The organism is Adlercreutzia shanghongiae (assembly GCF_035830635.1).
GTDB classification, from domain to species: Bacteria; Actinomycetota; Coriobacteriia; order Coriobacteriales; family Eggerthellaceae; genus Adlercreutzia; species Adlercreutzia shanghongiae.
The window spans coordinates 196,749-210,301 of sequence record NZ_JAYMFI010000003.1 but is presented as its reverse complement, the minus strand read 5'-3'; the positions used below and the strand labels follow the sequence as shown (position 1 = coordinate 210,301).

The window sequence follows — 13,553 nt, the reverse complement described above, 5'->3', positions numbered from 1 at the left end:
GCCCAGCCTCCCCCTGATCGGCCTTTCCCTCCTCGGCCCATGGCAATCTGAAGCCCTCCCCTCCCTCCTGCTTCCACCATGGCCGCCTGGGCGCTTCCCCCCTTCCAGCGCCCCGCTGCGAAAGGCCGCTCAGGGGGAGCCCGGCGGTCTCGATTCCCCAATGTCCTCGAACCGCTGGGCTTTCCTAACCCAAATATGAGCATCGCGGTTGAAGGCTCCTCCGGAACCTCCCGCGTTCCGCCCGCCAGGCCCGCGCCTTGCCTCTGCGGGCACTCTGGAAACGAAGGAGAAGAAGGCCATGACGCAGCCCTTCGCGATCACCGAAGCCATCTGCATCGTCGGCGGGGCGCGCTCGGGAAAGACAGCGGCGCTCATCGAGCGCACGGCGGCCTGGGCCGGCAGCGAGCCGGCATCTCCCGGCGCTCCCGAGCCCTACCTCTTTCTGGCCGCCAGCCCCGTTACCGCCGCCGATGCGACGGAGCGCTTGGCGCGTCACGGCCTTGCGGACACGGCGGCCACCCCGCTCGACTACGCCTGCCGCATTCTGGCCGACCCGCGCGCCCGGGCCATCACAGGACGCAGCCCCCGCATCTTGAGCCGGGCCGAGGAGGCCGTGTTCTACGAGGATCTGAAGACCTGCGGCCTGAAATGCGGGCGCCTGCGCGAGCTGTGGGCCTTTCTCCAATGCGGTCTGGCCAACCTGGATGACGGCGACTCTACCTGGATCAAGACCACCGAAGAGCGCGCCGTGCTCGATCTGGCCGAGAGCATCCTCGCCTTCCAGGACGCCATGCTCGCCGGGGAGGCCGTGAACCGGGCCGTGCGCGTGCTGGAGGCCGATCCCGAGCTGCGGCGGCGCTACGGCTCGCCGGTGGTGCTCGCCGACGACTACCCGCTCATGAGCCGCGCCTCCCAGCGGCTGGCGAGCTTGCTCGCCCAGGATAAGGTCGCCGTGGCCGGCAGCGACGAAGCCGGGCTGCCGGCCTTCGAGCCCTACCCCAACGCTGCGGGCATGGCAGAGTTCGAGGCAGCCCACGAACTCGTGCAGCGCGTCGTGCTGGACGGGCCGTGCCATCTGGTGGAGCGCGCATGGCAGTCGGCCCCCGACCTGCCGGGCGAGATGGGCGTTATCGCGCGGGCCGTGGCCGACGAGCTTGCCGCGGGCACCGACCCCGCGCGCATCGCCGTGGTGGGCGCGAACCGCACCTGGCGCACCAACATGCAGCGCGCCCTCGCCTCAGTGGGCATTCCCGTTACCCCCCTGGGCCGCGTGACGCGACCTGTCCCGAGCCGCGGCATAACCGCTCCGGAAACCGAGGCCGACCGCGCCCGCGTGCTGGCCCAGCTGGCCGCCGACCAGGCCGATTCCGTGGCCTGGCGCCGGTGGCTCAGCTTCGGAGACGCCCTCGGCCGCAGCGCGTCGGTTAGCGAGCTGCGCCGCGCCGGTGTCCGCCGGAACCTGAACCTTGTCGAGGCCCTGACGGCGTTGAACGCCGACGACCTGCCCGGGCTGCCCGCCGCAAGCCCCTTCGCCCAAAGCCTGCTGGCCTCCTACCGCGAAGCCTTAGCGCTTTTGGAAGAGGGCACACCCGCCGACCCGGAGATGCGCGCAACGTGCACCGACGCCCCGCATGCCGCCCATGACGAGGACGCGCCTGACTCAGCCAGCGGCGGCCCCATGATGGCACCCTCCGCCGTGGTCATCGCCGCCCCCGAGGATCTGTTCGGCCGCACCTTCGACGTGGTCGTCTTCGGCGGCTTCGTGAACGGCTTCATCCCCTCGCGCGACATGTGCGACCCCGGCGTCATCGTCGGAAGCGCCCGCACCCGCCAAGAGGCAGCCGCCCGAGCCGCCATCGCGCTTGTCATGAGTCGCGCCAGCCGCCGCGTGCTTTTCACCGGCTTCGAGAGCTGCGACTTGGAAACCGCCGAGCGCCTGAAGCTGCATATCGCCCGCATCCGCCTGCGCTCCGGCGTCCGCACCTGCGACATCCACCCCAGCGACTACCTCGCCGAATTGGACCCCCGCTGGGCGGTACATTCGCGCAGGCTATCCTACCGGTAAACACCCCTTCGATGGCCGACCTCAAGGGCGAGAACAACGAGCTCGTCATCTTTGATGTCGCAGAGGATCCGGTAGTCCCCCACCCGGTACCGCCATATGCCCGTCTTGTCGCCGATCAGCCCCTTGCCGAAGGCACGGGGATCCTCGCACCCGTCAAGATGCTTCAAAAGCCACGAGACCAGCACACGCCGCACCCCGGGGTCGAGTTTTGAAAGCTGCTTGTCGGCCTTTTTGGAAAAGAGGAGCCGCCACATCAGAGGTACTTCTTCGCAATCTCGTCAGCCGTGAGCACCGTGGGGTCGGCATCGAACTCGGCCTTCGCTGCATACCAGTCGCGCAAATCGAGCTCGTCTTCGATGCGCTCAAGCACGGCGGTGCGCACGAACTCCGATGCCGTCATGCCAAAAGTCTTTGCATAGTCGTTGATGAGGGACTTCTCATCGGCTCCCATGCGGATGGTCATGGTGGAAGTTGCGGCCATGGCTTGCTCCTTTCAAAGTGTGTTACATTGTGTCACATTCGATTGCCGCACGTCAAGCCTTCAGCCTCGCATCAATTCGCCTTCGCTAAAAGTTTTAAAGCGACCTAAAAAAGTTAAAGGAACCTAAAACTTTTAAAGCAGCCTAAAAGAGTTAAAGCAAAGAGCGGCCGTTGCCGAACAGCGCGGATGGATCAGCGTAAACGTCGCCTGTCTCCCCGGACTGCTCGAAGACATTCTCCAGCAAACGGCCCGCAACGGCGCCGCTTTTCTCGAGAAGAAGGACGGAGTGCGCTTCAAGAGCATCAACATCGCCTCTGTCTTCGGCATCGAATGGGAGTACGCTCGAGGCATCGAGCCCAACTGGCGAAGCCGTATGACCGACGTTCTCGATGCTCTCAGCGAACACGACCTCGGCTTGCTCATTACCGTGGACGAGGTCGACCCCTCTCTCGATGAAATGATACAACTGGCATCCGTCTACCAGCTGCTCGCCGGCGACGGGAGGAAGGTTGCACTGCTCATGGCAGGCCTTCCCCATCAGGTGTCGTCTCTTCTTGCCAACAAATCCGTTTCCTTCCTTCGGCGCGCCGCGCAATGCCATCTGGAGCGCATTTCCGATGCAGATGTTGAGGCCGCCTTCCTCGCCACCGTGAAAGCTTCCGGAAAGAGCATCGACGCTTCGGCTCTCCAAGAAGCCGTGGCGGCCATCGACGGTTTCCCCTACATGCTCCAACTTGTAGGGTACCGGTCATGGCAGGCAACGGGAGAAGCCCTGAAAATTGCAGATCACGCGGTTGAGGAAGGGGCCTCCTTGGCCGAAACGGATATGCGCACCCGTGTGCTCAAGGCGACGCTCGACGAGTTGTCCGATGCCGACCTGCTCTTTCTTCAGGCCATGCTTCGGCATGAAGGAGCGTCCGATGCCTCGCAGATCGCACAGGCTCTCGGCAAGAGCAGCGCCCACGTCTCAACCTACCGACGGCGACTGCTGGAGCAGGGCGTCATCGCGGAGACGGGCCGCAGCCGCTTCGACTTCGCCCTCCCCATGCTGCGCTCCTACCTCCCCGAATATATAGCAAGCTACCTATAGCACTCTTGGAGCATCATACGCAAATATCCGGCCGTGCTCTTTACTCAAGCAGCTCGCGCAAGGCCTCCTCGAAACTTGAATGGGAGGCAGCCGAAAGCAGGGCATCCTTCTCGTTGCGAGAGAGCTGCTTGAAGACGTATTCCGCGTGCATGGCGTCGTGCTTAGTGGCGAATTCGGCGTAGGCGAGCAGACTCACGGGCAGCCGAGCGCGCGTGTACTTCGCGCCCTTGCCGGCATTGTGCACCGCCAAGCGCGCCTGCACATCCACGGCATACCCCGTATACAGCGACCCATCGGCGCATTCCAGCACATACATGTAGTGAGAATCACTCACGGCCACGACCATCAACCCGTTTAGTCCCCGGCACGTTAACGAATCTTAGCACTGAGAACAACCGCCCTGTTGGCATTCCTTTTATTCCTCTCCGGCATAGGCTTATCCAAAATTGTTGTTTCCGCTATGCCCATTCAGCCATCTAGCATACAGCACGTTCCTCCACTATCGAGGAGAAACAGAAGGATACCTTTGAAAGGGGATAGATCATGGAGATGACACGTAGAGGATTCGTTGGAGGAGCAGCGCTGGCCAGCATCGGCGCGCTGAGCGCCACCATGCTTGCAGGATGCTCCCAAGAGTCTGATGCCAGCGAACCGTTGGCAGAAAGCGGTGCCGATGCCGCAGCTTGGGATCGCGAGGCCGACTTCATCGTAGTCGGCGGAGGCGGTGCGGGTATCGCCGCGGCCATCGGCGCCGCTAATGCGGGAGCCTCCGTTCTTGTGCTCGAAAAGGCGCCAGAGAAGCACGCTGGCGGTGCAACTTCTGTAGTTGCCGGCATCGTCAATATGTGGAGCGAGGACAAAAACCCTGCTAGCAACTGGGTGCAATACCGCACCATGGGCTACAAAAGCGCCGAGCGCGGTCAGAAGTGGGGCGAAAACCTCCCTGACTTGCTGGACATCCTTGAAGACCATGGCATGGGCTGGGAAACCGGTTCTCGCCCCGAGTCGGGCCCTGGCAACATTGCCGACCATGGTCCGGCACTTTACGCAGCTTTGATGGATGCCATGAACGAGGCCGGCGCTGAGATCGTCTACGAATCGCCTGTAACCAAGATCGTCACCAATTCCGAAACTGGCGAGGCAATCGGCGTCTATGCCGACCAAAACGGTAGTCAAGTAGCCATCAAGGCGAATAAGGGTGTGCTCGTCTCCACGGGCAGCTACGCGAGTAACCCGGAGCTGATCAACTCTATTCACCTGCCCGGCTTCGAGTACTTCTCTGAGGACTCTCCGTACAATACCGGAGACGCTTTTCAGCTTCTAGCCGGAGATCTCGGCGCGGCCACCATGGGCTTCCGCGACATCGAATACGACACACCCGCCATCAAGCTCGCAAGCAAAGAGGTGGGCACGTCCGTCGGTCTCGCCAAAGCCTTCGCCGTTCCCTCGTATTTGTATGTGAATGGCGCCGGCTCCCGCTTCATGCCCGAGGATCTTGCCATCATGCACAACAAGGACGTAGCCTTCCCTTGGCTTGCCCATTCCCGCCGCAACCCCGATGCCAATGAGGACGGTTTCGAGGTGGCAATGGAAAACTACGTTAACAAAACCTCCTTTATTGTGCTCGACCAAGCATGCTTCGATGCAGGCTCCTTGGGAAACACTAATTGGACTTGGTCCTGGTCGCACTTCAAGGATGAGGGCGACAGCGGATATCTTTGGAGCGAAGACAACCAAGCCGAGCTTGCCAAAGGCTGGATTCTCCAGGGCAACACCATCGAGGAGCTTGCCCAGCAAATGGGAGTCGATCCGACCGCGCTGAGCGCCACGGTAGCAAACTACAACCAGATGGCCTCAGCCGGCGAGGACACCGAACTCGGACGCGCGGCCGAAGCCATGCAGCCTCTCGGCGATGGCCCCTATTACGCCATCGAGCTTGGCGTATCGGTGCTCTTCACGACGGCGGGCATTCGCTCGGACGATCAGGATCGCGTAGTGAAATGGGATCTCACGCCTATCGAGCGGCTCTATGTTACAGGCAATGCAGGCATGAATATGTTCGTGTCGCCCGGTGTGCTCACTGTTCTCGCTGCCGGCTATACCATCGGCCAAGACGTGGCGTCTCTGGATGCCATCCAAGCCTAGGTGCATGTTCTGCTCAACTCGCGACCCTCATCGCGAGTTGAGTCCTTTCGTTCACAGATAAGGCGATTGAACTATGAAAACGAAGAAAACCATCGTCACCTTCATGGCCATGAGCGTCCTTGCGACAATTCTGGCCATGAACATTGGCTGCTCTCCGCAACAAACGACCATTAGCTCAAACGAGGACGAGGCGCTCGCTTCAACTGCCGCCTCTGTCGACTTCTCGTGGACCGCCGATTCCGATTGCAACATGTGCCACGCTGATCAAGTCAGCGGCTTTACTGATTTGCGTTGCGCTGAAGGCGCTCCGTTCGATGCCGCCCAATGCGCCACTTGCCACAATGACGAAGCGAACTTGGTTAAAGCTCACGAGGGAGCAACTGCCGACGGAAAAATGCCCACCAAACTAAAGAAAACCAGCATATCTGCCGAAACTTGCTTAACATGCCACGAAAATCTTACCGTCGTTGCAGAACGAACTGCCGACAGCACCGTCCTAACCGACGTCAAAGGAACCGTTGTGAATCCGCACGCATTGCCATCCTCGGAAAACCATGATGCCATTGCCTGTGCCGATTGTCACAATATGCATGACACAACCGCAACGCCGGAAAAAGCCCAGGGAGTCTGTTTGGGCTGCCACCACGCCGGCGAGTACACGTGCGGCACTTGCCACGCAGAGTAGCAATCTTTCGCCCCTCCCTTCCCCCATGTGCGCGATAATGAGGCGATCGCCTTTCTGGGCACTTCATTAGCGTACATGGGGGCTTGCTATTATGCGATAGGGAAAATTTACCGTTAGGGGGGATACCATGGATCTCAATATATCCGTTTTGCGGGAGTTCATCGTCCTAGCTCAATACCTCAATTTCACCAAGGCTGCCTCATACCTCAACATGAGGCAATCCACCATTAGCAAACACATTGCAGCTCTGGAACGAGAGCTGGGATTCGCGCTCCTCGAGCGAAGCACAAACCACGCGACACTGACTGACGGCGGCAAAGCGTTCCTGGAGATGGCACACCGCCTTGTCAGTCTTAACGACGAGACGGTAGCCCATACGGCAGAAGTCGCCAAGCGGGCCAAGCGCTTCGTAAGTGTTGCCGGCGCCTACCATCAGGGAGTCATTCAACTATTTACCTCGATGCTCGCACGTTACCACAACGACAATGCGTGGCTCGACATTGACTTCAGCTCCAAGCTCTATCCTTCCGTTGACGATATGCTGAAAATGGACGAGGACGATGTTTTCGCGGTATGTCGGTCGTCGGCCATAGACGAAAGCGACTTTGTGGTTCGACCGCTCTTTAGGGACACTTTCTCGGCTATTTTGCCCAGCGAGCATCCACTCTCCTCGAAAAAGTGTCTTACATTGAATGATTTCAAAGAAGAGACTTTCATGATTACCACCGGTTCGGCTCAATTTGAAAATTGGCCTCGTATCTCAGAGCTATGCGAAGCACGAGGATTCGCCCCACGCACTGAAATACGTCGCATCGCAAATTCCTATCAATTTCTTTCCATGTATCTTTTTGATTCGATTTACTTTATCCCCACCTATGCAATTCCGTTCTATCCCATGCTGAAGGAACCGTGCTTTAGCTGCAAAGTAGTCAGCGATCCGGACTGCTACTTCGAATACGCCTTGATGTATCGTGAAAGGAACGCCAATCCCTTCGCACCTCAATTCGTAGAAGAAGCCCTCCAGCAGCCCCTGCCCGTCGGTCTGACCCCGTGTATCTAACTCTCTTATCGAGCGATGTACCAAGCGCAAGCAAACTGGATAAGTGAGAGCACAGCGAGAATCACGAAGCACGGGAGATATGAATGCCCCACAGTTGCTATAGCCGCCAATAACAAGGGGGCGAACGTACCTCCCATATTGGCAATAGCTGTGAGCAGAGCGCTCGCTCGTGGAGCAGTTGCCGGAGCTACAATTTCGGTACTGAGCGACCAGTATACTCCCGTCCCCAGCGCTGTCGAAGCGTATCCCAGTATGTAGAGCACCAAAAGCAAAGGGAGCGTATGGGCAAATCCCACGCACGCCAGGGTCACTGCCGATATCATTGCTCCAAAGCACATAACCGGATAGCGTAAGCCCTTGAAAAGGATGCGAGAAAGCAAGCCGCCAAGGGGAGCCGCCGCAGCCGTCGTAACAAAAGCCAGACCTGAAGTTAGCGCACCCCACGATAAGGAAGCCGTTGTTTCAAACGCAAGGAATTGGGGGAGGACCAATGCAAGGCCGCAAGTAAGGGAACTCTTTATAAAGCCAAATCCCGCCATTGCCCAAAACATGCTCGTACGCAGAAAACCAGCGATCCCTACGGGAACGACATAGTCTTCTGCATGTCTTGCGCGCCGCACGTCGGCCGTCTTTTGACCCGAAATATCTCTGGCAATGATTTGATTAATCTTAGAAAACCCAGGGTACCGGCTCTCAAAATCGCGCACGGTGATCCCATAGACCGTCGCAACAGCGAGCGCTAATACAGAGGTCGTATAAGCCGTCAAGGTGTACCACGGTAGGTTTGCTCCAGCGAACGCTACCGCAATAGCCTGAGCCAATCCAAACCCAAGACCCATCGAACCCATCGTGAATCCCGTCGCGATCCCCGCTTCCCCATAGGGAAACCAGGCATTTACCGAGCCAACTATGGAGGCAACCATCATTCCTCCGCAAATTCCCTGGCATACTCGAATGAAGAGCAAGGCGGGGAAGCTTTCGTGGCAGGGAATGAAAAGCAGAGACACTACGGCTAGGATAATCAGCCAAAGAGGAACATTGCATCGGGGCCCAAGAAGAGCATTAATGCGACCGCTTCCCAGGGGGCCTATGACAAAGCCCAGCATGCATGCCGTGGCCAGCAGGGCCGTATCGTAGGACTCCGAAGTAAAATCCAGATCGACAAAAGAACCAAGAGCCGTCGTAAGTTGATAGGCAACCGCAAACGCCATATAGGCCAGCGAATTTGCCAAAAGCACCCAGAAGCGAAAAGGCGAGACATTATTTTCAATCGGCTGCAGCACACACGAGCTTTCTGAACTTCAAATTACTATTCTCGTCTAGTATAGTGCAGCAAGCTTCAAAACCGCTGTACGCTTCTTCCGGCATCCGGAACTGCGCATCTCAAGGCCCAATCCCGCCTTAATCAAATCATTCATCACACTTAGTAATAGCGATAGTAAGCGGCGCAGCTACCTTCGCTGGAGACCATGCAGGGGCCGACGGGATTCTCCGGCGTACACACCTTCCGGAACAGCGGGCAATCGCTCGGGGCCATGATGCCGCGCAACACATCGCCGCAGCGGCAACCTTTGTGCTCGCGCACCTCTTCCACGTCCGGCTGGAAGCGGCGCATGGCATCGAAGTCGGCGAACTCCTCGCGGATGCGATAGCCGCTGCCGGGAATCTCGCCCAAGCCGCGCCACGTGGCGGAGCAGGTCTCGAACACCTCGTCAATGGCAGCCAGGGCCACGGGATTGCCCTCGGGCATGACGCCGCGCGCGTAGGCTATCTCGATGTCGGCGCGGCCCTCGTGCAGCTGCCGTAAGATCATGGCGATGCCCTGCAGCACGTCCACCGGCTCAAACCCGGTGATAACACCCGGAATGCCGTACTTCTCAGCCAGGAATCGGTACGGCTCGGCGCCGATGATGGTAGACACGTGCCCCGGCAGAATGAGCGCATCCAGCTTCAGGGCCGGGTCGTTGATGATGACCTCCAACGCGCCCGGCATGTTCTTGTGGGCGCCGTACACGGTGAAGTTCTTAAGGCCCATGGCCTTCGCGCGCTTCACAGCCATCGCCACCAGCGGGGTGGTGGTCTCGAAGCCCACACCCACGAACACGATTTGGCGGTCGGGGTTCTCCTGCGCCAGGCGCAGGGCATCCAACGGCGAATAGACGATCTCCACCGCGCGTCCCGCCGCCTGCTCGGCCAGTAGGCTGGAGGTGGAGCCGGGCACGCGGGTCATGTCGCCGAAGGTGGCGATGGTCACTTCTGGCACACGGGCAAGCGTTATTACCTTGTCGATGTCGTGGTTGCTCGTCACACACACAGGACAGCCCGGACCCGATGCCAAGCGCACTCCCTCAGGCATAAGGCCGCGAATGCCGTTGCGCGCGATGGCCACGGTATGGGTACCGCAGACTTCCATGAGCGTAGCAGACTCGGGCGCCAGCGCCTGAATGGACTCGATTAGCCCCCGCGCCAGCGTGGGATCTTTGAACGCCTTCAACTCTTGCTGCATGGCATCCATGGCTACGCCGCCGGCTGGGTGTCAAGGTCGGCCAGTTCGGGGAATTGCTTCACCAGCTCGATGGTCTCCAGCGCGAACTGCTCGTCCACCACCTCAATGGCGAAGCCGGCGTGCACAAGCACGTAGTCGCCCACCTGCGCCTGGGGCGTCAGGTCAACGGAAATCTCGCGGGTCACGCCCAAAATATCGACCGTGGCCAGGTTCCCCTCTTCCAGGGCCGCCACCTTCGCCGGAATTGCCAAGCACATGTGCATACCTCCTGCTTTTGCGTTTCGCCCATGGTACCATTGGCAATCTCTCTCGTTTGTGGGCCTCACCCGTTCGTACCGATTCGCACTGCGAGAATCCACAGATCCGGCTTTCCTCGCGAACGGCCGCCCAATTTGGAAATCGTGATATTTTGGCCAATTTCCAATTCGCCGGCAATTCCGCTGAACGTAAAAGCACATTTTCCAAATCCGGCGAGCCAAAAAAGCACTTATTCCATCTCATTACACTGCGAATCTCTTTGAGATTTTCCCGCTCACCCTTCTGAACAGGACTTTTTCATGAAAGGAGACGACGCTCCTCTCAAGGATGCCCGTTAGAATTTGGAAAATGTGCTTTTACGAATTGGAGCAAAAGCGTACTTCCCGCGCCAGCACGGGAAGAAGCACCCTCTACTCGCCAGCGCGGATGGAGGCCGCAACGGCTTGGCCGAAAGAGATACAGCCATCGTTGGGCGGCAGGTCGCGGTTGATGGCGGCAGTGAAGCCGGCTTCGGACAAGGCGGGCAGGACGTGCTCCACGATATAGCGATTCATGAAGACACCGCCGGAGAGAGCCACCGTGCTGATGCCGTACAAAGCCCGCACCAGTTCGGCCGCTATCACAATGGCGCTCACCATGGCGTCGTGGAAGCGACGCGCGATAATGGATACGGGCACGCCCGCCTCCACATCGTCGAGCAAGGCGCGGAACGTGGCCTCGGCGTCTAGCAGAACGACCGAGGTGTCCTCGGCGGTGCTCGCCTCGGTAGCCGTGTTCTTCTGGGCCGTGATGGCATAGCGCTCGCGGGCGGCCAGCTCGTCTTCGCCCGCCACGCCGGCCGCTTCTTCCGCCGCTGCGGCCCCGGGCGCATCGGCGCCGGCCGCTTCCATAGCGGCTTCCAGCAGGATAGCGCCTTCGCCCTCGTAGCTGGGCTCGGTGCAAATGCCGAGCAGCGCGCTGGCTGCATCGAACAGACGCCCGACCGAGGATGTCATCGGCGTGTTCAAGCCACGCTCAATCATGGTGTCGCACACCTCGGCCTCGTCGCCCAAAGGCGCCAGCGCCGTCTCGGCGGCCGGGTGGTCGAGCAAATCGTAGGCCCACAGCACGCCGTAGGCCATGCGCAGCGGATGCTTGATGGCCGCCGCGCCGCCCGGCATGGGCACGTAGGCGAAGTTCGCGAAGCGTTCGAAGGCCTGGCGATTCGAAAGCAGCACCTCGCCACCCCAGATAGCGCCATCGACCCCGTAGCCCGTGCCGTCGAAGGCGATGCCGCAAACCGCATCCACCAGACCATGCTCGGCCATAACCGACACGATATGCGCGTGATGGTGCTGCACCTCGGTCACCGGCAGCGCCTGATGATGCGCCCACTTGCTCGTCAAATACTCGGGATGCAAATCGCAGGCCACGGCCGCGGGCTCCATCTCGAACAAGCTCTCGAAACGGTCCTTGGTGGCCAGCCACGCATCGTAGGTGTCGGCATTCTCTACGTCGCCAATGTGCTGCGACACAAAGCCATCGGTGCCACGCAGCAACGTGAAGGTATTTTTCTGCTCAGGACCGGCCGCGAAGATAACGCCGGCCTTCGGCTGCGCCTCGCTTTCTGCAGCCGCCTCGGCCACCGTACCCGCCGCCGATTCCGCGTCTTCCGCCGCCGCGTTCTCGGCTGCGGCCACGGCAGTGGCGGCCACGGAAAGGGGCACCGGCGCATAGCCGCGAGCGCGACGCAGGAACTGCACTGCCAGCTCAGGTGCGCCATCGGGCGTCTCCCCCACGCGCACAAGCCGTACCACCGAGTCGTCGAAGCGGGTGAGGATGGGGCGGTTGTTCCCCAGGAAGGCGTCGGCAATGTCGGACAGCTTCTCGCGAGCCTCCTCATCGGCGATGCAAATGGGCTCGTCATGCACATTGCCCGAGGTCATCACCAGAAGCGGCACCGAGCGCCCGGGTTCATTACCCGCCTCGGCTATCTGCGGGTTAGCCGCATACCAAGCCTCGGCAAAATCGTGCATCAGCAAATGCTGCACCGGCGTGTAGGGCAGCATCACGCCTAGCTCCGACAGGCCATCGGCCACGCCTTCCCCGATAGCGCCATCAGCCCGTTTGCGCAGCAGAACGATGGGCCGCACCGAGCCAGTCAGCACCGCCTCCTCTTCCTCGCTCGCATGGCAGAGCGCCCTCACATCGCCCATAGCCTGGGCCATCACCGCAAGCGCCTTCCCGTCGCGGCGTTTGCGACGGCGCAGCTCGGCCACCGCCGCGGCATTGTTCGCGTCGCACACCAAGTGGAAGCCGCCCAATCCCTTCACAGCCAGGATCTTTCCCGCCATGAGCATCTCCACCGCCGCCGCGAAAATGGCATCGGATTCCTCGCGCGTCTTGCCCAGAAGCTCTTCGCCCTCAGCGCCAACACGCCAGGTCACCGAGGGCCCGCACTCGAAGCAGGCATCGGGCTGGGCGTGGAAGCGCCGGTCCAGCGGGTCAGCGTACTCGGCGGCGCAGCGCTCGCACATGGGGAAGGCCGCCATGGAGGTTGCCGCACGGTCGTAGGGCAAATGATCGATGATGGTGAAGCGCGGGCCGCAGTTCGTGCAGTTGATGAACGGGTAGCGGTAACGGCGGTCGTTCGGGTTGAACAACTCCGTCACGCAATCCTGGCACGTGGCCAGGTCGGGCGAGACGAGGGTGGTCTCCTCAACCGCATCGTCGTCGGAGAAGCGAATCTCGAAGCTGTCGAAGTCCTCCAGGGGCACTTCCTTGATGTCAATCTCCTCCACCTTCGAGGCGGCCGGCGCGTTATCCGACAGCTCCATGATGAACTCGTCGACAAGCTTGCTCTCGCCCTCGGCGTGGATGTACACCCCGTCGGCTGCGTTCAGCACCCAGCCGTTGATGAGGTACTTCTTCGCCATTCGATAAACAAAGGGGCGAAATCCCACCCCTTGCACGATTCCCTTCACATGAATATCGACCGCATCGATCATGAGCAGCTCCCTTGCTTTGCGCCTCATTGCGCGATATACTACGGACAAGCGGAAAGCCCGCTGCAACCGGGCACGACTGCTTCACATTACCCTATTTAATGTGTTGAAGAGCCGTCCTCTATGCTAGGGGGCGGCTTTTCGCTTCTCGCCCCATGCGGCTACTGCCGCGTGCGGGACGTCAGCTCAATCACCGCCACGATCACCAAACAAAACGTGAGGAGTTCCATCCAGCTTACGTACATAGCTGCTCCCTTCGACGAAAGAAGCAGTCCGCTC

General features: G+C 60.2%; 12 protein-coding genes. 5 read left to right on the top strand and 7 right to left on the bottom strand.

The genetic code is table 11. From position 1 onward, the window contains the following. The first annotated feature begins 298 nt into the window (after window positions 1–298). Window positions 299–2,065 carry a DEAD/DEAH box helicase gene (locus tag VJ923_RS02920; RefSeq protein WP_326438353.1) on the top strand — a complete coding sequence of 589 codons (1,767 nt, stop codon included), beginning with the start codon at window positions 299–301 and terminating at the stop codon, window positions 2,063–2,065. Here the strand turns inward: VJ923_RS02920 and VJ923_RS02915 are convergent. Both VJ923_RS02915 and relB read right to left on the bottom strand, forming a co-directional pair. Then, the gene (locus VJ923_RS02915; protein ID WP_326438351.1) at window positions 2,056–2,319 is read right to left on the bottom strand and encodes a type II toxin-antitoxin system RelE family toxin; all 264 of its coding nucleotides are present in this window, start codon (window positions 2,317–2,319) and stop codon (window positions 2,056–2,058) included. The two genes, VJ923_RS02920 and VJ923_RS02915, sit on opposite strands and share 10 nt — an antisense overlap. After that, window positions 2,319–2,546 carry a type II toxin-antitoxin system RelB family antitoxin gene (gene relB, locus VJ923_RS02910; protein WP_326438349.1) on the bottom strand — a complete coding sequence of 76 codons (228 nt, stop codon included), beginning with the start codon at window positions 2,544–2,546 and terminating at the stop codon, window positions 2,319–2,321. Before relB ends, VJ923_RS02915 begins: the two co-directional genes overlap by 1 nt. A gap of 286 nt (window positions 2,547–2,832) precedes the next feature. Here relB and VJ923_RS02905 point away from each other — a divergent pair, with 286 nt between their 5' ends. Beyond that, a complete protein-coding gene (locus tag VJ923_RS02905; RefSeq protein ID WP_326438347.1) occupies window positions 2,833–3,636 on the top strand; it encodes an ATP-binding protein in 804 nt (267 codons plus the stop codon). A gap of 40 nt (window positions 3,637–3,676) precedes the next feature. Here VJ923_RS02905 and VJ923_RS02900 read toward each other — a convergent pair whose 3' ends face one another. Next, on the bottom strand, window positions 3,677–3,976 hold the full coding sequence (locus VJ923_RS02900; protein ID WP_407651363.1) for a GIY-YIG nuclease family protein: 300 nt from the start codon (window positions 3,974–3,976) through the stop codon (window positions 3,677–3,679). A 203-nt stretch (window positions 3,977–4,179) separates the two neighbouring features. On the opposite strand from VJ923_RS02900, the gene VJ923_RS02895 reads away from it, so the two are divergent. The 3 genes from VJ923_RS02895 (at window position 4,180) to VJ923_RS02885 (ending at window position 7,526) form a co-directional block, all read left to right on the top strand. Next, window positions 4,180–5,781, top strand: a complete 1,602-nt coding sequence (locus VJ923_RS02895) for an FAD-dependent oxidoreductase (protein ID WP_326438344.1) — start codon at window positions 4,180–4,182, stop codon at window positions 5,779–5,781. A gap of 73 nt (window positions 5,782–5,854) precedes the next feature. Continuing rightward, the gene (locus VJ923_RS02890) at window positions 5,855–6,466 is read left to right on the top strand and encodes a cytochrome c3 family protein (RefSeq protein WP_326438342.1); all 612 of its coding nucleotides are present in this window, start codon (window positions 5,855–5,857) and stop codon (window positions 6,464–6,466) included. Between the two features lie 127 nt (window positions 6,467–6,593). Continuing rightward, window positions 6,594–7,526: a LysR family transcriptional regulator gene (locus VJ923_RS02885; protein WP_326438340.1), complete on the top strand. Its 933-nt coding sequence runs from the start codon at window positions 6,594–6,596 to the stop codon at window positions 7,524–7,526. A gap of 5 nt (window positions 7,527–7,531) precedes the next feature. Here VJ923_RS02885 and VJ923_RS02880 read toward each other — a convergent pair whose 3' ends face one another. The 4 genes from VJ923_RS02880 to VJ923_RS02865 form a co-directional block, all read right to left on the bottom strand. Next, complete coding sequence (locus VJ923_RS02880; protein ID WP_326438338.1) at window positions 7,532–8,809, bottom strand: MFS transporter; 1,278 nt, start codon at window positions 8,807–8,809, stop codon at window positions 7,532–7,534. Between the two features lie 140 nt (window positions 8,810–8,949). Next, window positions 8,950–10,032, bottom strand: coding sequence for a hydrogenase formation protein HypD (hypD, locus tag VJ923_RS02875; protein WP_326438336.1), 1,083 nt, complete (start codon window positions 10,030–10,032; stop codon window positions 8,950–8,952). Window positions 10,033–10,043: 11 nt separating this feature from the next. Continuing rightward, window positions 10,044–10,289: a HypC/HybG/HupF family hydrogenase formation chaperone gene (locus VJ923_RS02870; RefSeq protein WP_326438334.1), complete on the bottom strand. Its 246-nt coding sequence runs from the start codon at window positions 10,287–10,289 to the stop codon at window positions 10,044–10,046. A 411-nt stretch (window positions 10,290–10,700) separates the two neighbouring features. Further along, window positions 10,701–13,277, bottom strand: a complete 2,577-nt coding sequence (locus VJ923_RS02865) for a carbamoyltransferase HypF (protein ID WP_326438332.1) — start codon at window positions 13,275–13,277, stop codon at window positions 10,701–10,703. Between the last annotated feature and the right edge of the window lie 276 nt (window positions 13,278–13,553).